Genomic DNA, 19,309 nt, shown 5'->3' with positions numbered 1-19,309 from the left:
CTCTATCGATAACAGTTCTCATTAACGACAGGAGCATCCGTGAAGGTCCGCGACTCCCTCAGGTCGATGAAGGCGCAGCCCGGCTCGCAGGTGGTCCGCCGCCGCGGCCGCGTCTTCATGATCAACAAGCTGAACCCGCGCTTCAAGGCACGTCAGGGCTGAGTGCCGACGGGAGGGTGCGAGCCCTCCCGTCGCGCACGGCCTCAGTGCTCGTCGTAGTGGCCGGCGTGAGCGGCGTGCTTGTGGCCGTCGTGGACGAAGTCCACGTGGTCGTCGTGCTGCACGGTCTCGTGGCCGCAGGCGTCGCCGTGCTCGTGGTCGGCGGTCGAGTGCTCGGCCTCCGACTCGTGCTCGTCGTAGTGGTCGCCGTGCAGGGCGTGGTGGTGCGTGCCGTGGACGTAGTCGACGTGGTCCTCGTGCTGCACGGCCGGGTGGCCGCAGCCCTCGCCGTGCTCGTGCTCGGTGACGGGGTGCTCGGCGTGGAGATCGGTGGTGCTCATGGTGCTGCCTTTCCGGATGCGGGGGCCGCGGACGCGACGGGCTCCAGTCGACCAGATCCATAAACGCATTGCAATGGATGCGCCTAATCGAGAGCGATCATCGTTCCCGACAAGGACGGAGGTCACCCCTCCAAGGCGTGCCGGACAGCGTCGTCGACGATGTGCGTGACGTGGGTGTCGGCGACGGAGTAGTGCGCCTCACGGCCCACGCGCTCGACCGCGACCAGCCCGGCGGTGCGGAGCATCCGCAGGTGCTGCGAGACCAGCGGCTGCGAGAGCCCGGTCACCTCGGCCAGCCGCCCGACCGTCGACGTCTCCTCGGCGAGGGCCCGGAGCAGGCGCAGCCGGGAGGAGGAGGACAGCACCTTGAAGAGCTCGGCGGCGGGTTCGAGGTCCTCGGTCATCTGCTCATGTAAGCAGAGGCGCATGCGCCGTGTCCGCGCGGCGCCCCGCGCGCCTCCGGCTACCCTCGGTGCGATGGACGAGGACAGGTACGGGCAGGACGTGCTCGCCGGCGACTGGCGCGCCCGCGGCAGGGTCGAGGTGGCGGTGGTCGAGGCCGAGCGCGATCTGGTGGTCGAGGAGGTCGCCTCCGGCTTCGTGGGCGCCGTGCTCGGAGTGGAGCTGCGGATGGTGCGGCTGGAGGACCGGTTCGGCAAGGTCCGCGTGTTCCCGCTGGGGCCCGGGTTCCTCCTCGAGGGGAAGCCCGTGTCGCTCAAGGCGCCCGGGCTGAAGCGCGACGCCGGCCTCGGTCGCGCGCGCTCCGCCTCCGGCTCCTTCCACGTCGCCGACGCGAAGGCGCGGGTCGCCCTGCCCAGCCGCATCTACGTCGAGGGCCGGCACGACGCAGAGCTGGTCGAGAAGGTCTGGGGCCACGACCTGCGGGTCGAGGGCGTCGTCGTCGAGTACATCGAGGGCGTCGACAACCTCGACGAGCTGGTGCGCGGGTTCCGGCCCGGTCCGGGGCGCCGCATCGGCGTGCTCGTCGACCACCTGGTGCGCGGCTCGAAGGAGTCGCGGATCGCCGACCAGGTCGCCGCCGGTCCGCACGGCGCCCACGTCCTCGTCGTCGGCCACCCCTACATCGACGTCTGGCAGGCCGTGAAGCCCGGCCGGATCGGCCTGGAGCGCTGGCCCGAGATCCCGCGCGGCACCGAGTGGAAGCACGGGATCTGCGAGGCGCTCGGCTGGCCGCACGAGGAGCAGGCCGATATCGCGCGCGCCTGGCAGCGCATCCTCGGCCGGGTGCGGACCTTCCAGGACCTGGAGCCGGCGCTGCTGGGCCGGGTCGAGCAGCTCATCGACTTCGTGACGGAGCCCGCATGACCCGGCACGCGGGGCTCGGCCTCGCCCTCGACGCCGTGCTCGTCCTGGTCTTCGTGCTGATCGGCCGCGGGAGCCACGACGAGGGGTCGGCGCTGATCGGCCTGCTCACCACGCTCTGGCCGTTCCTGGCGGCGCTCCTGCTCGGCTGGGTCGTCACGCGCTCGTGGCGCTCCCCGGACCGGATCGTGCCCGCCGGGCTCGTCGTCTGGGCGGTGACCGTTGCGGGCGGGATGCTCCTGCGGATCGCCTCCGGGCAGGGCGTGCAGTGGAGCTTCGTGATCGTGACGGCCGTCGTGCTGGCCGTGTTCCTCCTCGGCCGCCGCGCTCTGACGCGGCTGATCGCCCGCCGGCGCTAGGCGGACCGCCGGCTCAGCCCACCCGCACCCCGAAGTGCTCCGCGAACAGCGGCAGCAGCAGGCTGAGCTGCAGCTCGGAGAGGGTGGCGCCGCGGAGGCCGTCCAGCCCGGTGAGCACGTGCAGCTCGGCGCCGCGCAGATCGAGCTGCTCGATCCGGGCCCGGGAGAGATCGAGGGAGCGGACGTCGCAGTCGACCAGGCGCAGCCGCGTGCCGGTCGCACCCGCCAGGTCGAGCTCGTCGATCGTGCAGCGCTCGAGCAGCACGTCGCGCACCGCGGCGCCGCGGAGGTTCAGGTAGCCGAGCTTGCAGTCGGCCACGCGCACCTGCTCCCAGGTGCTCTCGTAGAGCTCGGCCGAGCCCAGCCGCGAGGCGAGCAGCTCGACGGATCGGAGCCGGCTCCGCGGCGCCGAGAGCCCGGGGACGTCCAGCCGCTCGAGCCGCGACTCCGCGATCGACGCGGCCCGCAGCTGGGCGCCGTCCAGGACCACTCCCTCCAGCACGCACTCGCTGAAGGAGGCCGCGGTGAGATCGGCGCCGGTGAGGTCGGTGCCGGCGAAGCGCAGTCCTTCGGCGTGCTCCCGGGCGCCCGTGTCCCCGGCGTACCCCTCGGCGAGGCCGTCGAGGAGGAGGGGGTCGAGCCGGGGAGGAGCGGTCGCGTCGCGCACGCGGCGAGCCTAGTGCTGGCACCATGGCGGCATGCCCCGCCTGCTCGCCGTGTGCCGCGTCGCCCGCCTCCTGCCCGACTCCGGCACGGTCGGCGTGACCGCGATCGACAAGCGGCCGGTCGAGGGTCCCGTCGGAGTGCGCGACCTGGGCCTCTATGGCGACGTGCAGGCCGATCGCGCGCACCACGGCGGCCTCGACAAGGCGCTCTACGCCTACTCCGACGAGGACGCCGTCTGGTGGGCGGAGCGCCTGGGGCGGCCGGTGGCCGCGGGGATGTTCGGCGAGAACCTGCGGATCGCGGGCCTCGACGTGAGCGGAGCCGTGATCGGCGAGCGCTGGCGGATCGGCGAGGCGGTCGAGGTCGAGGTGACGATGCCGCGGACGCCGTGTGCGACGTTCCAGCGGGCCCTCGGAGAGCCCCAGTGGGTGAAGCGCTTCGCCGACGAGGGGCGCACCGGCGCGTACCTGCGGGTGCTGCACCGCGGATCGGTGGAGGCGGGCGACGCCGTCGAGATGCTGAGCCGGCCCGGGCACGGCGTCCCGGTCGACCGCTGGTACCGCGAGCACAGCCCGGCGGACGCGCAGGCGCTCCTCGAAGCGGAGGAGGCGGGTGCGCTCCGGCCGGCTCCGGCGCTGCGGGCGTCGATCGAGCGGGCGCTCGCCTGACCCGGTCTACTCCCCGCGCGCCTCGCGCTTGAGGCGGCGCTTGACCGCTCGCTCCGTCAGCACCGTCAGGTAGTCCTGCACGGGCCGGTCCTGCAGGTCCGCGAGCTCCTCGCGCACGAGCGGCGCGACCTGCTCCTCGGAGTGGTCGGGGAACTTCTTGCGCACGTTCGCGGTCACGTCGCGCACCACCTGGTCGAGATCGAAGTCGGTCGTCATGCGGAGATCCTGGCCCCTCCAGGTGAACAGGAGGGGCGCGGAGCACACGGCCCCGCGCCCCTCCTCCGTGCCGATGGTCAGCTCGCGGCGACGGCGATCTCGTTCGGCGTGACGTCGAGCTCGCCCGTGGCGACGACCTCTCCCGTGGTGAGGTCGACGGCGTGGATGCTGTCGGCGGCCGGGTCGGTCACGTAGGCGATGTCCCCGGCGACCGTGATCGCGGGGTGCGGGTCCTGCCACTCGACCGGGCTCTCCCAGGCGTCGACGACGGGGTAGGAGGCGGTCAGCTCGCCGGTCCCGGGGTCGAGGACGTGGATCGCGCCGTCCGAGGCGATCATGTACGCCAGGTCGTCGGGGCCGCGGGCGACGCCGCGGAAGGTGTACTCGACGCCCTCGGGCAGGTCGACGACGTCGAGGGTCTTCGCCTCGGTGTCGATCAGCGCCACGCGGTGCAGGAGGTAGCCCTCGGCGTCGCGGTCGTCCTTGTAGTCGCCGACGATGATCGGGCTGGTCTCGCTGACCCAGGCGTTGCCCATGCGGCCGTACGGCTGGTCCGGCGCCTCGAGCTTCGTGATCTCGCCGCCGTCGTAGACCAGGGCGCCGTTCTCGCAGCCGAAGACGACGACCTCGTTCTCGGCCGTGCCCTCTCCGTGGACACCGGGGCACTGGTCGTTCGTGGCCGTCACGGCGCCGGAGGCGTCGCGCACCTCGATGCCGGTGCGCCCGTCGGCGTCACCGACCGTGGTGAGGAAGGTGCCGTCCTCGAGGACGATAGAGACGCCGTGGTGCGCCTCGACTCCCGGGATGGTCTCGGTCTCGGGCATCCCGTCCGAGGACGCCAGGTCGGCGGTCTCGAGGACGGTCGTGTCGCTCGTGCCGTCGGCGTAGAGGACGGTCTTCCCGGCGTGCCGGACGACGTGGCCCGGGGTGTCCGCGGGGAAGACGATGTCCGTCAGCTCCGGCTCGCCGCTGGTGCCGGCGGCGGTGTCGAGGAGCTGGAACCCCTCGCTCGTGGTGACCATGACGTGGCGGTCGTCGCCGGCGGGGTTGAGGCGGGTGAACTCCTCGGAGTCCAGGTCCGCGACGGTCTCGAGGGTCTCGCCGTCGAGGACGAGGATGCCGCCCTCGTAGGCGACGGCGACGCGGGCGCCGGCGGCCGCCGCGGCCTCGGTGGCCGGCGCGGTGGACGCGGAGGACTCGGCGGCCGGGGTCGAGCTCGACGAGCAGGCCGCGAGGACCGTGATCGAGCAGGCGGCGATAAGGCCGAGGCCCGCCCGCCGGACGTGGGGATTCTGCATGGGTGCTTCTTCTTCCTGGTGGTGGATCGGAGGGCTCACGGGGAGAGCCCGGCGGCGATGCGCTGCGTGTTGACGCGCATCATGGCGAGGTAGTCGGGAGCGCCGCCCTCGGGCCCCGTCAGGGACTCCGTGAACAGCTCGACCACCTCCACGCGGATGTCGGCCTCGCTCGCGAGCGCCTGGACCAGGCGGTCGGGAGACGAGGACTCCGCGAAGATCGTGGGGACGCCGGTCTGCTCGACCGCGTCGACGAGATCGGCGAGGTCGGAGGCGGACGGCGCCGCGAGGGTCGTGCCTCCCGGGATGACGGCGCCGACGACGTCGAAGTCGAAGCGGTCGGCGAGGTACCCGAAGACGTGGTGGTTGGTGACGAGGGCGCGGCGCTCGGCGGGGATCGCGGCGAACGCCGCGGCCATCTCGGAGTCGAGCCGCTCGAGCTCGGCGCGGTAGCCGGCCGTCCGGTCCCGGACGGCGGCCGGATCGACGCCGTCGAGCGCGGCGAGCACGGGCCCGAGGGAGTCGACGACGTCGATCATCCGGCCGGGGTCCGTCCAGAAGTGCGAGTCCGGGCTCCCCTCCGCGTCGCCCTCGCTGTAGTCGAGGACGTCGACGGCGTCGCCGGCGACGAACGCGGGGACGTCCTCACCGGAGGCCTCGTCGAGGTGCTGCTGCAGGCCCTCCTCGAGTCCGAGCCCGTTCGAGACGACGAGGTCGGCGGAGCGCAGGCGCGCCGCCTCCTGCGCCGAGATCTCGAAGGAGTGCGGGTCGGCGTCGGGCTTCATCAGCGTGACGACCTGCGCCTCGTCGCCGACGAGCTCGCCCACGACGTCGCCGAGGATGTTGGTGGAGACGATGACGAGGGGCCTCTCGTCCTCCTCCGCGGACGTGCAGCCCGACAGGAGCAGGACCGCCGCGGCGGACGCGAGGGCCCAGCGGCGCCTCATCGGCCCGTCTCCGCCGTGAAGGCCGGCTCGGTGGCGGTCTCGAAGGTGCGGGCGAGGCGCGCGCCGTCCGCGTAGTCGATCTCGTGCAGCTTCCGCTCGGCGGGTGCGCTGAGGTAGGCCCGCTGCTGGTCGGCGATCAGGACGGGCCGCGAGCCGTCCGCGGTCGTGTCCGCGACGAGGGGCGCGGTCTCGGCGAGGACCGCACCGTCGGAGCCGTCGAGCACCAGCACGCGGCCGTCGGCGGCGAGGGCGAGGAGGGTCTCGTCCGCGTCGTCCACCGCGGTGACCTGCGCCAGCGAGGCGGGAGAGGGGAGGAGGCTCCAGGAGCGCTCCCGGGTGTCGAGGAGCCAGATGCCCGCGTCCCCGGCGAGGCCGGCGACCGTGGGGCGGCCCTCGCGGTTGTCGAAGGAGGCGGCGGGTGGCGCGGTGGTGCCGGCGGGGTAGGGGATCCGCTCGACGACGAGCTCCTCGTCCTCGATCGACGCCAGGAGTGCGCCGTCGGAGCAGCCGATGACGGCGCCGACGCGGGTGGTGATCGTCCCGGCGGGGTCGGGGCAGGCCTCGCGGAGGCCCGTCGGCTCGCCGTCCGAGTCGTAGCCGGCGACGGCCGCTCCGGATCCGGACCCCTCGGTCACCAGTGCGGACGAGCCGACGGGCACGACCATCCCGGGTCCGGGCTCGACGTCCTTCCGGAACCGCTCGACGATCGCGCCCTTCGACAGCGCCTCGGTGTCGAGGAGGACCGCCTCGCCGGAGTCGGGGAAGAAGAGTCCGGTTCCGCCGGTGGTCGAGAGGTTCGTCGTGGCGACGACGGCCGTCCCGGAGCCCTCGACCGTGCCGATCAGGCGGGGGTCCGCGCGGTAGTAGTGGAAGTGGTCGACGTGGTCCCAGGTCCACACGCCGCTGTCGACGATCTCGACGCCCGCATCGGTCTGGGCGAAGAGGTAGCGGCCGTCGGTCGTCATCGCGCTCGGTGCGCCGATGGTGCCGAGGCCGGTGACCGTCTCGTCGAGGAGGTCGAGGTGCGACACGGCGCCCGACGGGTCGATCGACGTCAGCCCCAGGCGCGGCTCGGCGAGCTCGGCGGCGTTCGCGACGGCGCCGTGGCCGGAGCCCGTGTCGTCCGCGGCCGGCGCGGAGGCATCGGTCGAGCAGGCGGCAAGGCCCAGCGCGAGAGCGCCCAGGAGGACGGTGGAGGCGGTGGTTCGGGAGTGCACGGAGTCCTTTCGAGGGTGAGCGGGGGAGGAGCGGTGCCGGCAGGGCCTCATGCAGCGACCGGCTGAGGGCCCGACCGGGACGCGAGGGCCGACGCGGCCGAGCGGACCGCCCACGACACCGCGGCGACCGCGATGGCCGTGCCGGCGACCGACGCGCCCGCGGCCGTGGCCGCGTGCCAGGAGACGAGCAGGCCGACGAGCACGGAGGCCGCGCCGAGGATCGACGCGAGCAGCATCCGGGTCGGGATGCGGGTGGTCCAGTGCCCTGCGGCCACCGCGGGAGCCAGCAGGAGCCCGACGACGAGGAGCGAGCCGACCGCCTGGTAGGAGGCGACGACGGCGAGGGTCACCAGGCCGACCAGCGCGGCCTGAGCCGAGCGCGGACCGAGCCCGAGCACCGCGGCGATGCGCGGATCCAGTGCCAGGGCGACGAGCGGGCGGTGGAAGGCCGCCGCGACGAGGAGGCCGGCTCCGGCGGCTGCGGCGAGCAGCCCGATGTCGACGGGGGTGATCGCGAGGATGTCGCCGAAGAGGATCGAGGTCGCGTCCGTGGCGAAGCTGCCCGAGTGCGAGATCACGATGACCCCCAGCGCCAGCATGGCGACGAAGAGCAGGCCGATGCTGGTGTCGTAGGACAGTCGTCCGCGCCGCTGCAGGGCCGCGATGCCGAGGCTCATCAGCACCGCGCTGGCTGCGCCGCCCACGAGGACGGGCGCGCCGAGCACCGTCGCGAGGGCGACGCCGGGGAGCATCCCGTGGGCGAGCGCCTCGCCGAGGAAGGCCATCCCGCGGAGGACCACCCAGGTGCCGACGACGCCGCAGAGGACCGCGACGAGGACGCCGCCGAGGAGGGCGCGCTGGAGGAAGTCGAGAGCGAACGGCTCGAGGATTCCGGCGAGGAGGCTGGGCATGGTGCCCGACCGTACACGATAATGAGAACAGTTATCACTCCTGTACGCTCGTCGGTATGGACGTCTCACCGCTGCCCGAGCCCCCGGTCCGCCTCCGAGGCGCTCACGTCGACTTCGGCTCCCGCCGCGCTCTCGCGGGGGTCGATCTCGACGTCGCCGCGCGCTCGCTCACCGTGATCGCCGGGCCGAACGGCGCCGGCAAGTCGACGCTCCTGGAGGTGATCGCGGGAGTGCGTCCACTGACGTCCGGCACGCGGGACGTCACCGGAGCGATCGCCTTCGTGCCGCAGCGGGCGTCGATCCCGGACCGCCTCCCGGTGACGGTGCGCGACGTGGTCGCGGTGGGCACCTGGGGCCGGCTCGGCCGCCTCCGCCGCAGCGACGCGCACGCGGCGGACGCGATCGCCACCGCGCTCGAGCGGATGGAGATCGCCGCGCTCGCCCGGGAGCCCTTCGCGGTGCTCTCCGGCGGTCAGCGGCAGCGGGCGCTCCTCGCCCAGGGGCTCGCCCGCGGGGCCGGCCTGCTGCTCCTGGACGAGCCCACCACCGGCCTCGACTCGGCGAGCGCGGAGCGGATCCGGTCGGTCCTGCGCGCGGAGGCGGACCGCGGCGCGACCGTGGTCTGCGTCTCGCACGACCCCTCCGTGCTGGCCGATGCCGACCGCGTCGTCGGACTCGTCGACGGGGCCCTCGCTCCGGCGGACCGATCCGTCACCCGCGGCCCGTGAGGCGGGGGCGCACGGGCCGTCCGTGACGGATCGCACCTGAGCGACGGGCCGCGGGCTGGGAGGATGGGGGGATGACCTCGACGCTGCTCGACCGGATGCCGACGCCCGACGCGGACGGGCGCGTCGACGACGACGCGGTCTACCTGGCCTTCACCGAGTGGGCGGAGTCGCGCGGCCTCCCGCTCTACCCGGCGCAGGACGAGTCCATGCTCGAGATCGCCTCCGGCTCCAACCTGATCCTCTCGACGCCCACCGGCACCGGGAAGTCGCTCGTCGCGATCGGCGCGCACGCCGCGGCGCTCGCCTCCGGACGCCGCAGCTTCTACACGGCGCCGATCAAGGCGCTCGTCTCCGAGAAGTTCTTCGCGCTGGTCGACGTCTTCGGCGCCTCCAACGTCGGGATGGTCACCGGCGACTCCTCGGTGAACGCCGACGCGCCGATCATCTGCTGCACGGCCGAGATCCTCGCGAACCTCGCGCTCCGGCACGGCGAGGACACCCCGGTCGACCAGGTCGTGATGGACGAGTTCCACTTCTACGCGGACCCGGCGCGCGGCTGGGCGTGGCAGGTGCCGCTGCTCACCCTCCCGCACGTGCAGTTCGTGCTGATGTCGGCCACCCTCGGCGACGTGACGGCGCTCGCCGCCGACCTCAGCCGCCGTACGGGCCGGGAGACCGCCCGGGTCACCGGCGTGGAGCGCCCGGTGCCGCTGCACTACTTCTACGAGATCGCGCCGATCCACGACTCCATCGAGGAGCTGCTCTCGACGAACCAGTCGCCGGTCTACGTCGTGCACTTCTCGCAGGCGGCCGCTCTCGAGCGTGCGCAGGCGCTCACCAGCGCGAACATCGCCACCCGCGAGCACCGCGACCGCATCGCCGAGGTGATCGGCGGCTTCCGCTTCACCACCGCGTTCGGCAAGACCCTCTCCCGGCTGCTCCGGCTGGGGATCGGCGTGCACCACGCGGGCATGCTGCCGAAGTACCGCCGCCTGGTCGAGCAGCTCGCCCAGCAGGGCATGCTGCGCGTGATCTGCGGCACGGACACCCTCGGCGTCGGCATCAACGTCCCGATCCGCACCGTGCTGCTCACCGCGCTGACCAAGTACGACGGCACCCGGACCCGCCAGCTCTCGGCCCGCGAGTTCCACCAGATCGCCGGCCGCGCCGGTCGCGCGGGGTACGACACCGCCGGGACCGTGGTCGTGCAGGCCCCCGAGCACGAGTCCGAGAACCGGAAGGCTCTCGACAAGATGGGCGACGACCCGAAGAAGCGGAGGAAGTGGGTCGCCAAGCGCGCGCCGCAGGGCTTCGTCAGCTGGGGCGAGCCGAGCTTCCGCAAGCTCGTCGACGCCGAGCCCGAGACGCTGACCTCGCACATGACGATCACCTCGGCGATGCTGCTGAACGTGATCGCCCGCGGCGGCGACGCCTACGCGAACGTGCACGCCCTGATCTTCGACAACCACGAGCCGTGGAAGCGGCAGCTGCAGCTGGCCCGCCGGGCGCTCGGCATCTACCGGACGCTGCGGGAGGCGGGAGTGGTCGAGCAGAGCGTCGGCGCCGACGGCGTGACCCGCATCCGCCTGACCGTCGACCTGCAGCCGAACTTCGCGCTCAACCAGCCGCTCTCGCCGTTCGCGCTGGCCGTGTTCGACGTTCTCGACCCGGAGTCGCCGAGCTTCGCGCTCGACGTGATCTCGGTGCTCGAGGCGACCCTCGACGACCCGCGCCCGATCCTGGGGGCCCAGCAGTTCCAGGCCCGCGGCGAGGCCGTCGCCGCGATGAAGGCCGACGGGATCGAGTACGAGGAGCGGATGGAGCTGCTCGAGTCCGTCACGCACCCCAAGCCGCTCGAGGAGCTCCTCGAGGCGACCTTCGAGACCTACACCGCGGCGCAGCCGTGGGTGAAGGACTTCGAGCTCTCGCCGAAGTCGGTCGTGCGCGACATGTACGAGCGGGCGATGTCCTTCGGCGAGTACACCGCGTTCTACAAGCTCTCCCGCTCGGAGGGACTGGTGCTGCGCTACCTGTCCGACGCGTTCCGCGCGGCCCGGCAGACCATCCCCGACGAGCTGAAGAACGAGGAGCTGCACGACCTGATCGAGTGGCTGGGCGAGCTCGTGCGCCAGGTCGACTCCTCGCTGGTCGACGAGTGGGAGGAGCTGGTCAATCCGGCGCTCCACGCGGCGGACCAGGCGATCGTGCCGCCCGCTCCGCGCCGCCTCACCGCGAACCACCGCGCCTTCCGCGTGCTGGTGCGCAACGAGATGTTCCGCCGGGTGACCCTCGCCGCCCTCGACGACCACGAGGCGCTCGGCGAGCTCGACGCCGCCGCCGGCTTCGACGCCGACGCGTGGGGCGCCGCGCTGGACGACTACTACGACGAGCACGACAGCATCGGCATCGGGCCCGACGCCCGGGGGCCGAAGATGCTGCTCGTCACGGAGGAGCCGACGCAGTGGCTCGTGCGGCAGATCCTCGACGATCCGGCCGGCGACCACGACTGGGGGATCTCGGCGACCGTCGACCTCGCCGAGTCGGACGAGCAGGGTGCGGCCGTCGTCCGCGTCACCTCGGTCGGCCGCCTGGACTGATCAGCGGCCGCGCTTCTCCCGGCGCTGCATCTCGGCGGCGATGTCCGCCTCGGTGATCTCCTTGCGGGCGGGACCCCAGATCGACGCGGCCTGGCCGACGACGCCGATCCCGATCCCGATCATCGGCCAGATCGGCCAGAAGTAGCCGTCGGCCCCTGTGCCGACCCAGACGGCGGTCGTGATCGCCGAGACGCTCGCCCATCCGCCGACCGATCCCAGGAAGTCGCGGCGCCGCTTGACCTCGCGCACAGCGAGCGCGCGCTCGGCGTCCTCGACGCGGGCGGTCTCCACCTCCTCGCCGGAGGCGGCCGCCGGGACGACCTCCGCGGACCGGTCTCGCCGGGCGGACGGATCCGGAGTTCCCCACTCGTTCGTCATGCGGCCAGGATACGCACGGGCCGTCGGCAGCGGTACGCGGGCTTCAGGCGGCGGTACGCGGGCTCAGGGGGCGGTCGCCTGCTCCGGCTGGCAGTGCGGGCACCACCAGGTGCGGCGCTGCTCGGGGTCGTCGCGGACCTCGTCGCGGACGAGCACCGTCGTGCCACAGCGCAGGCACGGGCGCCCGGCGCGCCCCGCGACCCAGTGCCGCTCGCCGCGGCGGGTGTCACCGGTGGTGGTCTGGAACATCCCCGGGATCGTGACGGAGGCGCGGAGGCCTCTCGCCGCGGTCGCCACGAGGGCGCGGACGTCGAGGGAGCCGATCGGCCGCCAGGGCCAGACCCCGCGGAGGAAGCAGACCTCGTTGGCCCAGAGGTTGCCGAGACCCGCGAGGCAGCGCTGGTCGAGGAGTGCTGCGACGACGGGCCGGTCCGGGAGGCGGGAGAGGCGCCGGACGGCCTCGTCGGCGTCCCAGTCCGCGCGGAGCGGGTCGGGCCCGAGGTGCCCGACGGCGCGCGGCTCGTCGCGGGTGGCGAGGAGCTCGACGACCGGGAGGTCGATGCCCCACACGGTCGAGTCGTCGTCGAGGCGGAGGCGGACGCGGGTGTCCTTCTGCACCGAGCGGGGGACCGCTCGGCCGGGAGCGGTCACGGTCCAGGAGCCCTGCATCCGCAGGTGGGTGTGCAGGGTCGTTCCGCCGGAGAAGCGGGTGAGGAGGTGCTTGCCGTGGGTGTCGTGCTCGAGGATCCTCAGCCCGGCGAGGGAGGTGCCGGCCGCGTCCCCGGAGCGCAGCTCGCCCTCGAGGACGGTGCGACCGTCCGCCGCCCGCCTGAGGCGGGCGGCGAGACGGTGCACACTGTCTCCCTCGGGCATCCCCGAACTCTAGGAGCCGGAGCTCGTCGAGGTCAGGGGTCGCGCGGGATCAGGCGCCGCGGTACGCCTGCTTGTAGACGCGCTCGGTGCCGTCGGGCGCGGTGACCTCGATGGTCGCCGTGCCGGCCTTGATGGGCTTGAAGACGGTCACGGTCTTCACCGTGAACGACTGGCCGGGCTTGACCGTCTTCTTCGTCTTGCTGCCGTACGCCGTCGTGATCTCGATCGAGACCGTCTCGTCGCCGTTGTTCACCGCCGACACCGTCAGCGTCCGCACGACGGCGAGGCGCTTGGTGGAGGCGGTGGTCGCGACGTCGATGACCGTGACGGGCTCGGGCTCCGGGTCCGTCTGGGTCTCGGGCAGGTCGAGGCCGACGACGACCGGGTCGTGGTCGCTGGAGCGGTACGCCGAGGTGTCGTAGAAGATCGTCGCGTTGTAGTCGTAGCGGCTGTACTCCAGTGCCACGGACTCGCCGCTGTTGATGTTCCAGGTGTCGACCCTGGTGACCGTCCTGTCGGCCGCGGGCGAGGCGAAGACGTGGTCGAGCGAGCCGACCGCGCCGTCGAACGAGTACGAGTACTTGCCGTCCTTCGCACCCTGGTCGATGTAGCCGGCGTCGGTGATCACCTTCACCGGGTCCTCCTTCGAGTAGGCGTTGAAGTCGCCCAGCAGGTAGACGAGCTCGGTGGCCTTCTCGGTGCGGAGGCGGTCGGCGAAGGCGACGAGGGCGGTCGCCTGCTTCACGCGCGAGGCGTTCGAGGCGCCCTGGCCGTCGCCCTGGTCGGCGTCGGCGCCGGATCCGGAGCCCTTCGACTTGAAGTGGTTCACGATCGCGACGAACTCGCTGGCGCTGTCGCCGAGGAGGCGGAACTCCTGGGCGAGGGGCTTGCGGGCGTTCGAGAAGTTCACCGTGTCGTTGAGCACGACGGACTCGCCGACCGGCTCGATGACGGCCTTCTTGTAGATGAAGGCGGTGCGGATGACGTCCTCGTCCGCCAGCGCGGGGAGCGCTGCGGGGGAGGGTACGTAGGCCCAGACCTCGGAGCCGGCCGCCGTGTTCAGCGCGGCGGTCAGGGTGGCGAGGGCCTCGTCGCGCGGCTTGCCGAACTTGGCCGAGTTCTCGATCTCCTCGAGCGAGACGACGCCTGCGCCGAGGGTGTTGATCGCGGTCACGATCTTGGCCTGCTGGCGCTCGAGGTCATCGGCGTTCGCCGCTCCGCGGGCGTCGCAGCCGCTGTTGACCGTGACGGGGTCGCCGTCGCGGTCGGTGTAGAAGGTGCAGCCGGTGATCGAGTCGCCGGTGGTGGAGAAGTAGTTGAGCACGTTGAAGGACGCGATCGAGAGGTCGCCGCCGACGGCCTCGGGCTTCGCGGTCCGGGTGTTCGCGAAGGTCGCGGGCTGCACGTCGCCGGCGTTCTCGACGGTCAGCTGCGTGGTGGGCTGGAAGGCCCAGCCGCCGTTGCGGTAGTCGAGGACGACGGGGCGGGTGAAGGTCGCCGGAGCACCCACGCGGATCGGCGCGGTGGTGGTGAGGTAGGGCAGCGGGATCGCCTTGTTCGCGGCGGCGCCGAGGAAGTTGATCGAGGCGCCGTCGTCGAGGGTGATCGCGCGGGCGGCGTTGTCGGCGACGACGGCCGCGAGCTCCGGCGAGCCGGGGCGGGCGACCTCGGTCGGCGTGAGCAGCGGGGACGTGCCGGCGGCGAGGCCGACCGAGCCGAAGCTGTTCAGGTCGAAGGTGTCGGTGACCGTGTAGGCGCCCTGCGGAGCGATCAGCATGCTCTCGAGCACCTCGCGCTCGGCGGCGGTGCGGGGGAGCGCGACAGCGGCCGGGACCGGCGCTGCGGCGGCGCCGTCGAGCTTCACGACGGTCGCGGCCGAGGTCGGGGTGAGCTCGGTCAGGCCGTTGTACTCGCTCACCTCGCCGGTGATGCGCAGGTGGTCGCCGATCGCGACCGACCCGACGGAGGCGGAGGAGAAGACGAAGACGGCGTCGGAGGCCGTGCGCGAGCTCTCGCCGCCGGTGCCGGGGGTCTGGATGACGTAGCCGTTGTAGCCGCCGGACGGGTAGCGCGCGGTGACGACGCCGGAGGTGGTGACGGTGCTGCCGACGAGCGGCGACGCGTCGCCGGTGCCCTGGATCTCCGCGATGGAGACGGCCGGGGTCTCGGCCGGAGGGGTCGTCGGGGGAGTGGTCGGCGGGGTCGTGGGCTCGGGCTCGGATCCTCCGCCCGCGGCCTGCGGGGTCGGTGCGCCGAGCGCGAAGTCGGCCGAGTTGACGTCGGTGTCGCCGGTGGCGGTGTCCGCGCGGGCGATCGTCTGGGTGAGGGAGGGCACCGTGGCGACGGACGACTCGAAGGTGTTCGAGGTGCCGTAGCCGACGAGGTCGATCACCGCGTCCGGCTGGGCGGCGGCGCCGGTGGGCGGCGCCACGAGCGCCGAGGTCCCGTCGACGAGGAAGAGGGTGCCGCCCGCGGCGGCCATGTTGAGGCCGTTCGCGCTCTGGTCGGGCGTCGGCAGGGCCGCGCCGTTGGTGCCGTTGCTGGCGCCGGCGAGCAGGAAGTGGCCGCCGGCGGGCACCGAGCCGGTGAGCGGCACGGTCGTGGTGGGGTTCGCGGTGCCGGTCGCCGAGCGGTACTGGATCGAGAGGCCGCCGAGGGCGATCTCGGCGGCGGTGGGGTTGTAGAGCTCCACGTAGCGGTTGCTGAACGCGGCACCGGCGGAGCCTCCGCGGGCGAAGACCTCGCTGATGACGAGCTCGTCGCCCGAGGGCGCGGCCGCGGCGGAGGTCGCGACCAGCGGAGCGGCCGCCAGGGCCAGTCCGGTCAGGGCCGCCAGGCCGAGCCCGCGCCTCCGGCGGCGGTCGGGCGGGGTGGGAGAGTCGGGCATGGTGGTCCTCTCGATCGCCGCTCGGAAGAGCGGTCGCAGCGTCGTCGCCGCGCGGCGCGGCCAGCGCACCCCCGGAAGGGGCACGCATGGTCACGCTATGCAGTGCGGGTGCCCGGCCTGTGAACCGGACGTTTCATGAACGTAAACTCATCCACCGACATCGGGGCGCGCGGGTGCCGCTCGCGGCGCGTTCGCGGCTTCGCGGGCCACACTCGTCGGATGATCTCCTTCGAGCTGGCCCGTGCCCTGCGCACGGCGGGCGTGCGCTGGACGCCCCGCACCGGTGACCGCTTCCGCATCGAGCGGGAGGGCTTCGACGGCGACGTCTTCACCGTCAGCGACATGACCATCGAGGCGCACGAGTACCCGAGCGGGACCGTCCTCGGCTTCAACGGCACCACGGAATGGGCGCTCGACTCCGTCTCCCTGGAGGACTCGCTCTGGCTGCCGCGGGAGGACCAGCTGCGCGAGCTCCTCCGCGGGACCTTCCGCTCCCTCCGTCGCCTCGCCGAGCCGGAGACGCGGTTCGCCGTCGAGGTCGAGCTCGGCGGCCGGGCGCGGACCTTCGAGGACGCGGCGGCCGAGAACGCCTATGCGGAGGCTCTGCTCGCGCTGGTCAGCTCGGTCGCGGTCGACCTCGACGACGTGGACGAGCTGGACGCGGCCGACGAGCCCGACCGGGCGGCCGAGCGGGCCTGAGGCTCCGTCCGACCCCGACCCTCCGCATCCGGCGGGGCTAGGACGCCGCCTTCTCCGCCGCCGCGGTCTTCTTCGGGGTCCGCTTCTTCGCAGGCGCGTCGGCGCCCTTCTCCGGGTCGGCTCTCTTCGCCGCGGGCTTCTTCTTCGCGGCGGTCGTCGCCGGAGCCTTCGCCGCCTTCTTCGGGGCGGGCTTCGTCGCGGCCTTCTTCTCGGCAGAGGCCTCCTCCGCCGGCGCGCCCTTCGCCCCGCGGCTGCGCTCGACCGAGCGCTTGAGCGCCTCCATCAGGTCGAGCACCTCGCCGCCGCCCTCCTCCTCCGGCGCCTCGCCGAAGGTCGCGGCGGTGTCGAGGGCGTCGCCCTGCTCGATCTTGGCGTCGATCAGCGTGCGCAGCTCCTCCTGGTACGCGTCGTGGAACTTCGCGGCGTCGAAGTCCTCGGAGTAGGAGTCGACCAGGTGCGCCGACATCTCGAGCTCGCGCGCCGCGATCCGGGTGCTGCCCTCCAGCGACGGGAACTCGACCTCCCGCACCTCGTCCGCCCAGAGCAGGGTCTGCAGCATCAGGAGCTTGCCGCGCACGCGCAGCGCGGCGAGGCGGGTCTTCTGCCGCAGCGCGAACTCGACGATCGCGGTGCGGTCCGTCTGCTCGAGGGTGCGCCGCAGCAGGACGTAGGCCTTGGGCGAGGAGGAGTCGGGCTCCAGGATGTAGGCGCGGTCGAACATGATCGGGTCGACCTGCTCGCTGGGCACGAACTGCACGACGTCGATCTCACGGTCGCGCTCCTCCGGCAGCGCCTTGAGCTCGTCCTTGGACAGGACCACGGTGCGCTCGCCGTCGTCGTAGGCCTTGTCGATGTGGTCGAAGGTGACGACCTCGCCGCAGATCTCGCACTTGCGCTGATACCGGATCCGTCCGCCGTCCTTGTCGTGGACCTGGTGCAGCGGGATGTCGTGGTCCTCGGTCGCGCTGTAGATCTTCACCGGCACGTTGACCAGGCCGAAGGTGATCGCGCCCTTCCAGATGGCTCGCATGCGCCCAGTGAACACCGTGTCCCCCGGCCGCCGGAAGCCCTGTCGGACGTGAGGGAGCCCCCGACCGTCGAAGGGACCCGCCGCAGCTCGACGGTCCGGGGTCCCTTCAGGGCGGAACGACGGAGCCGCCCGGTCGTCGCGGAGCGACGGCCGGACGGCTCCGGGGCGGTGGCGGCTAGCCGCGCTCGGCGCTCCGGCGGCGCAGCGCGGCGAGCAGGAGCCCGCCGCCGCCGCCCGCGATCAGCAGTCCGCCGAGGCCCAGAGGCAGGCCGATGTCGGCTCCCGTCGAGGCCAGGGGCGGGCGGCCGCCGGGGTGCGGCGCCACGGCGGTCGGCGTGCTGCTCGGGGTGGGAGCAGCCGTCGGCGCGGTGGTGGGCGCGGTCGTCGGGGCGACGGTCGGCTGCGCGGTCGGAGCGACGGTCGGCTCGGCGGTCGGGGCCACGGTGGGCTCCGGCGTCGGGGTCGGCGTGGTCGGGTCCTTCTCGGCGTCGATCGCGGAGGTGTCCGCGGCGAACGACGCGGTCACGAAGGCGATGGCCTTCGACGTGATGCCGAGCGCCTCCTGGTTGATGTTGTCGATGTCGTCGGCGGCGGAGTGGTAGTTCGGGTCGTGCGTGATGCCGGCGGTGCCGCCGAACAGCGCGACCTCCTCCTCCGTCTTGACGTCGTCGGCGCCGGTGAAGACGCCCGAGGACGGGATGCCGACCGAGATGAAGCCGTCGTAGTCGCTGCGGCCGTCGAACGCGGTGTCGATCCAGGGCTGGTCGATCGAGTCGAAGTAGTCGGTGAACGCCTTCTCGGTCGCGATCGAGCCGGCGGGCACGTCCACGGGGGCCTCGTAGGTGGACTGGTCCGCGTCGTAGACGGAGATCACGTAGTTCGGCGAGGCGACCATGTCGAAGTTCATGTAGGTCGCGATCTTCGAGGCGTCGTCCTCCGTCAGGGAGTCGACGTAGGTGTAGGAGCCGACCAGGCCCACCTCCTCGGCGCCCCACCAGGCGAAGCGGACCGCGTTGGTCGTGTCGCCCGCGGCGGCCAGCTGCACGGCCGTCTCGAGCAGCGTCGCGGATCCGGAGCCGTTGTCGTTGATGCCGGGGCCGGCGGGCACGCTGTCGAGGTGCGCGCCGAGCATGACCACGTTGTCGTGGTCGCCGCCCGGGGTCTCCGTGACGATGTTGAAGGTCTCCACCTCGGTCGTCGTCTGGTCGATGAGGACCGAGACGCTCGCGGGGAGCGACGCCAGCAGCGCCTGCCCCTCGGCCTGCGTGACGCCGACGCCGGGGACGGCGGCCTCGTCCTGTCCGCCGAACGTCCCGTTGAGGGCGTCGCTCGGCGCGTTGTCGTAGATGATGATCGCGGCGGCGCCGGCGGCACCGGCGGCGACCGACTTCTCGAGGAAGCTGCAGGAGCCGCGGCTGACGAGCGCGACCTTCCCGGTGGCGTCGAGGCCGGTCCAGGCGTCCGTGGTGCAGCCGAGCGGATCGACGGGGGCGATGAGCTCGCCGGTCACGCCGCCCTCGGGCGTCGACGGAGTGAACTCCATCGGGGTGCCGACGGCGCCGGTCCCGGTGGTCAGCGTGAACGCGTCGATCGTCTGCGTCGCGGTGGTGAAGTCCTGGCGCTGCGTCGTGTAGCCGGCGTCCGCGAGGACCTTCTCCACGTACTCGCCGCTCAGCTCGTAGCCCGGGGTGCCGATAGCGCGGGTGCCGCCGTTGGCGTCCGCGATCGACTGGAACGCCTCCAAGTGGGTCATGATGCCGTCGACGGTGACGGTGTCGGCGAAGTCGACCGGCTCGACGGCGCTCGCCGTCGGCGCGAAGGCGAAGCCGGCGACGAGGGCGCCCGCTCCGATCATCGCGCTCGAGCCGATCAGCGAGCGGCGTCGGCGGCCGCTCGGGGTGTTCGTGGTGGTTCGCGCCACTGGGGCTCCCTCTCCTCGAGAACGGGCCGCCGCGTCGGCGGCCCCGACGCGCACCTCCCGAAGACTGGGAGGGGATCGCGTCCTCTGCGAGGGT

General features: G+C 72.8%; 20 protein-coding genes. 7 read left to right on the top strand and 13 right to left on the bottom strand.

Annotation, left to right across the window (positions count from 1 at the left end; genetic code table 11):
- Positions 1 to 39: 39 nt before the first annotated feature.
- Positions 40 to 162 carry a type B 50S ribosomal protein L36 gene (gene ykgO, locus C5C49_RS08865; RefSeq protein WP_104345975.1) on the top strand — a complete coding sequence of 41 codons (123 nt, stop codon included), beginning with the start codon at positions 40 to 42 and terminating at the stop codon, positions 160 to 162.
- A gap of 41 nt (positions 163 to 203) precedes the next feature.
- On the opposite strand, the gene C5C49_RS17350 is transcribed toward ykgO, so the two are convergent.
- Together C5C49_RS17350 and C5C49_RS08855 are read right to left on the bottom strand one after the other, a co-directional pair.
- Positions 204 to 500: a hypothetical protein gene (locus C5C49_RS17350; RefSeq protein WP_104222233.1), complete on the bottom strand. Its 297-nt coding sequence runs from the start codon at positions 498 to 500 to the stop codon at positions 204 to 206.
- A 122-nt stretch (positions 501 to 622) separates the two neighbouring features.
- Positions 623 to 904 (bottom strand): helix-turn-helix transcriptional regulator, encoded by a 282-nt coding sequence (locus C5C49_RS08855; RefSeq protein WP_104222235.1) that lies wholly within the window; start codon positions 902 to 904, stop codon positions 623 to 625.
- A 73-nt stretch (positions 905 to 977) separates the two neighbouring features.
- Here C5C49_RS08855 and C5C49_RS08850 point away from each other — a divergent pair, with 73 nt between their 5' ends.
- Positions 978 to 1,826: a DUF3097 domain-containing protein gene (locus C5C49_RS08850; RefSeq protein WP_104237706.1), complete on the top strand. Its 849-nt coding sequence runs from the start codon at positions 978 to 980 to the stop codon at positions 1,824 to 1,826.
- Positions 1,823 to 2,182, top strand: coding sequence for a DUF3054 domain-containing protein (locus tag C5C49_RS08845; RefSeq protein ID WP_104233715.1), 360 nt, complete (start codon positions 1,823 to 1,825; stop codon positions 2,180 to 2,182). The genes C5C49_RS08850 and C5C49_RS08845 overlap by 4 nt, the downstream gene beginning before the upstream one ends.
- A 13-nt stretch (positions 2,183 to 2,195) precedes the next feature.
- Here C5C49_RS08845 and C5C49_RS08840 read toward each other — a convergent pair whose 3' ends face one another.
- Positions 2,196 to 2,849, bottom strand: coding sequence for a pentapeptide repeat-containing protein (locus C5C49_RS08840; RefSeq protein ID WP_104345974.1), 654 nt, complete (start codon positions 2,847 to 2,849; stop codon positions 2,196 to 2,198).
- Positions 2,850 to 2,880: 31 nt separating this feature from the next.
- Between C5C49_RS08840 and C5C49_RS08835 the strand changes: the two genes are divergently transcribed.
- Complete coding sequence (locus tag C5C49_RS08835) at positions 2,881 to 3,516, top strand: MOSC domain-containing protein (RefSeq protein ID WP_104345973.1); 636 nt, start codon at positions 2,881 to 2,883, stop codon at positions 3,514 to 3,516.
- Positions 3,517 to 3,522: 6 nt separating this feature from the next.
- On the opposite strand, the gene C5C49_RS08830 is transcribed toward C5C49_RS08835, so the two are convergent.
- From C5C49_RS08830 to aztB, 5 genes are all read right to left on the bottom strand, one after another.
- Positions 3,523 to 3,732 (bottom strand): three-helix bundle dimerization domain-containing protein, encoded by a 210-nt coding sequence (locus C5C49_RS08830; RefSeq protein WP_104262881.1) that lies wholly within the window; start codon positions 3,730 to 3,732, stop codon positions 3,523 to 3,525.
- A 77-nt stretch (positions 3,733 to 3,809) separates the two neighbouring features.
- Positions 3,810 to 5,030 carry a zinc metallochaperone AztD gene (gene aztD / locus C5C49_RS08825; RefSeq protein ID WP_104345972.1) on the bottom strand — a complete coding sequence of 407 codons (1,221 nt, stop codon included), beginning with the start codon at positions 5,028 to 5,030 and terminating at the stop codon, positions 3,810 to 3,812.
- Positions 5,031 to 5,065: 35 nt separating this feature from the next.
- Positions 5,066 to 5,974: a zinc ABC transporter substrate-binding protein AztC gene (gene aztC, locus C5C49_RS08820; RefSeq protein ID WP_104345971.1), complete on the bottom strand. Its 909-nt coding sequence runs from the start codon at positions 5,972 to 5,974 to the stop codon at positions 5,066 to 5,068.
- Positions 5,971 to 7,191, bottom strand: coding sequence for an ABC transporter (locus C5C49_RS08815; RefSeq protein ID WP_104345970.1), 1,221 nt, complete (start codon positions 7,189 to 7,191; stop codon positions 5,971 to 5,973). The genes aztC and C5C49_RS08815 overlap by 4 nt, the downstream gene beginning before the upstream one ends.
- Positions 7,192 to 7,238: 47 nt before the next feature.
- The gene (gene aztB, locus C5C49_RS08810; RefSeq protein ID WP_104288198.1) at positions 7,239 to 8,102 is read right to left on the bottom strand and encodes a zinc ABC transporter permease AztB; all 864 of its coding nucleotides are present in this window, start codon (positions 8,100 to 8,102) and stop codon (positions 7,239 to 7,241) included.
- Between the two features lie 56 nt (positions 8,103 to 8,158).
- Between aztB and aztA the strand changes: the two genes are divergently transcribed.
- Together aztA and C5C49_RS08800 are read left to right on the top strand one after the other, a co-directional pair.
- Positions 8,159 to 8,830 carry a zinc ABC transporter ATP-binding protein AztA gene (gene aztA / locus C5C49_RS08805; protein WP_104345969.1) on the top strand — a complete coding sequence of 224 codons (672 nt, stop codon included), beginning with the start codon at positions 8,159 to 8,161 and terminating at the stop codon, positions 8,828 to 8,830.
- Positions 8,831 to 8,901: 71 nt separating this feature from the next.
- Positions 8,902 to 11,427, top strand: a complete 2,526-nt coding sequence (locus tag C5C49_RS08800) for an RNA helicase (RefSeq protein ID WP_104250621.1) — start codon at positions 8,902 to 8,904, stop codon at positions 11,425 to 11,427.
- Here C5C49_RS08800 and C5C49_RS08795 read toward each other — a convergent pair whose 3' ends face one another.
- The 3 genes from C5C49_RS08795 to C5C49_RS08785 all read right to left on the bottom strand — a co-directional run bounded on the left by C5C49_RS08795 (position 11,428) and on the right by C5C49_RS08785 (position 15,565).
- Positions 11,428 to 11,805, bottom strand: a complete 378-nt coding sequence (locus C5C49_RS08795) for a 2TM domain-containing protein (protein WP_104222259.1) — start codon at positions 11,803 to 11,805, stop codon at positions 11,428 to 11,430. It lies immediately after the preceding gene.
- Between the two features lie 63 nt (positions 11,806 to 11,868).
- Positions 11,869 to 12,678, bottom strand: a complete 810-nt coding sequence (locus C5C49_RS08790) for a DNA-formamidopyrimidine glycosylase family protein (RefSeq protein ID WP_104345968.1) — start codon at positions 12,676 to 12,678, stop codon at positions 11,869 to 11,871.
- Positions 12,679 to 12,727: 49 nt separating this feature from the next.
- Positions 12,728 to 15,565 (bottom strand): ExeM/NucH family extracellular endonuclease, encoded by a 2,838-nt coding sequence (locus tag C5C49_RS08785; protein ID WP_104345967.1) that lies wholly within the window; start codon positions 15,563 to 15,565, stop codon positions 12,728 to 12,730.
- 219 nt (positions 15,566 to 15,784) lie between these two features.
- On the opposite strand from C5C49_RS08785, the gene C5C49_RS08780 reads away from it, so the two are divergent.
- A complete protein-coding gene (locus C5C49_RS08780) occupies positions 15,785 to 16,264 on the top strand; it encodes a pilus assembly protein CpaE (RefSeq protein ID WP_244229602.1) in 480 nt (159 codons plus the stop codon).
- Positions 16,265 to 16,301: 37 nt separating this feature from the next.
- On the opposite strand, the gene C5C49_RS08775 is transcribed toward C5C49_RS08780, so the two are convergent.
- Positions 16,302 to 17,294 (bottom strand): Ku protein, encoded by a 993-nt coding sequence (locus C5C49_RS08775; RefSeq protein WP_104345966.1) that lies wholly within the window; start codon positions 17,292 to 17,294, stop codon positions 16,302 to 16,304.
- A 175-nt stretch (positions 17,295 to 17,469) separates the two neighbouring features.
- A complete protein-coding gene (locus C5C49_RS08770; protein ID WP_104345965.1) occupies positions 17,470 to 19,215 on the bottom strand; it encodes a M28 family peptidase in 1,746 nt (581 codons plus the stop codon).
- Positions 19,216 to 19,309: the final 94 nt, after the last annotated feature.

The sequence above is a fragment of the Rathayibacter sp. AY1E2 genome (genome assembly GCF_002932325.1).
In the GTDB taxonomy this organism is placed as follows: Bacteria; Actinomycetota; Actinomycetes; order Actinomycetales; family Microbacteriaceae; genus Rathayibacter.
The sequence above is the reverse complement of the archived record's forward strand: the minus strand, read 5'-3'. Positions and strand labels throughout refer to the sequence as shown.

Coding starts and splice junctions, on each gene's coding strand:
- C5C49_RS17350 (WP_104222233.1), bottom strand. CDS start 500: ATGAGCACCACCGATCTCCACGCCGAGCACCCCGTCACCGAGCACGAG.
- C5C49_RS08855 (WP_104222235.1), bottom strand. CDS start 904: ATGACCGAGGACCTCGAACCCGCCGCCGAGCTCTTCAAGGTGCTGTCC.
- C5C49_RS08850 (WP_104237706.1), top strand. CDS start 978: ATGGACGAGGACAGGTACGGGCAGGACGTGCTCGCCGGCGACTGGCGC.
- C5C49_RS08845 (WP_104233715.1), top strand. CDS start 1,823: ATGACCCGGCACGCGGGGCTCGGCCTCGCCCTCGACGCCGTGCTCGTC.
- C5C49_RS08835 (WP_104345973.1), top strand. CDS start 2,881: ATGCCCCGCCTGCTCGCCGTGTGCCGCGTCGCCCGCCTCCTGCCCGAC.
- C5C49_RS08830 (WP_104262881.1), bottom strand. CDS start 3,732: ATGACGACCGACTTCGATCTCGACCAGGTGGTGCGCGACGTGACCGCG.
- aztD (WP_104345972.1), bottom strand. CDS start 5,030: ATGCAGAATCCCCACGTCCGGCGGGCGGGCCTCGGCCTTATCGCCGCC.
- aztC (WP_104345971.1), bottom strand. CDS start 5,974: ATGAGGCGCCGCTGGGCCCTCGCGTCCGCCGCGGCGGTCCTGCTCCTG.
- aztB (WP_104288198.1), bottom strand. CDS start 8,102: ATGCCCAGCCTCCTCGCCGGAATCCTCGAGCCGTTCGCTCTCGACTTC.
- aztA (WP_104345969.1), top strand. CDS start 8,159: ATGGACGTCTCACCGCTGCCCGAGCCCCCGGTCCGCCTCCGAGGCGCT.
- C5C49_RS08800 (WP_104250621.1), top strand. CDS start 8,902: ATGACCTCGACGCTGCTCGACCGGATGCCGACGCCCGACGCGGACGGG.
- C5C49_RS08795 (WP_104222259.1), bottom strand. CDS start 11,805: ATGACGAACGAGTGGGGAACTCCGGATCCGTCCGCCCGGCGAGACCGG.
- C5C49_RS08790 (WP_104345968.1), bottom strand. CDS start 12,678: ATGCCCGAGGGAGACAGTGTGCACCGTCTCGCCGCCCGCCTCAGGCGG.
- C5C49_RS08785 (WP_104345967.1), bottom strand. CDS start 15,565: ATGCCCGACTCTCCCACCCCGCCCGACCGCCGCCGGAGGCGCGGGCTC.
- C5C49_RS08780 (WP_244229602.1), top strand. CDS start 15,785: ATGATCTCCTTCGAGCTGGCCCGTGCCCTGCGCACGGCGGGCGTGCGC.
- C5C49_RS08775 (WP_104345966.1), bottom strand. CDS start 17,294: ATGCGAGCCATCTGGAAGGGCGCGATCACCTTCGGCCTGGTCAACGTG.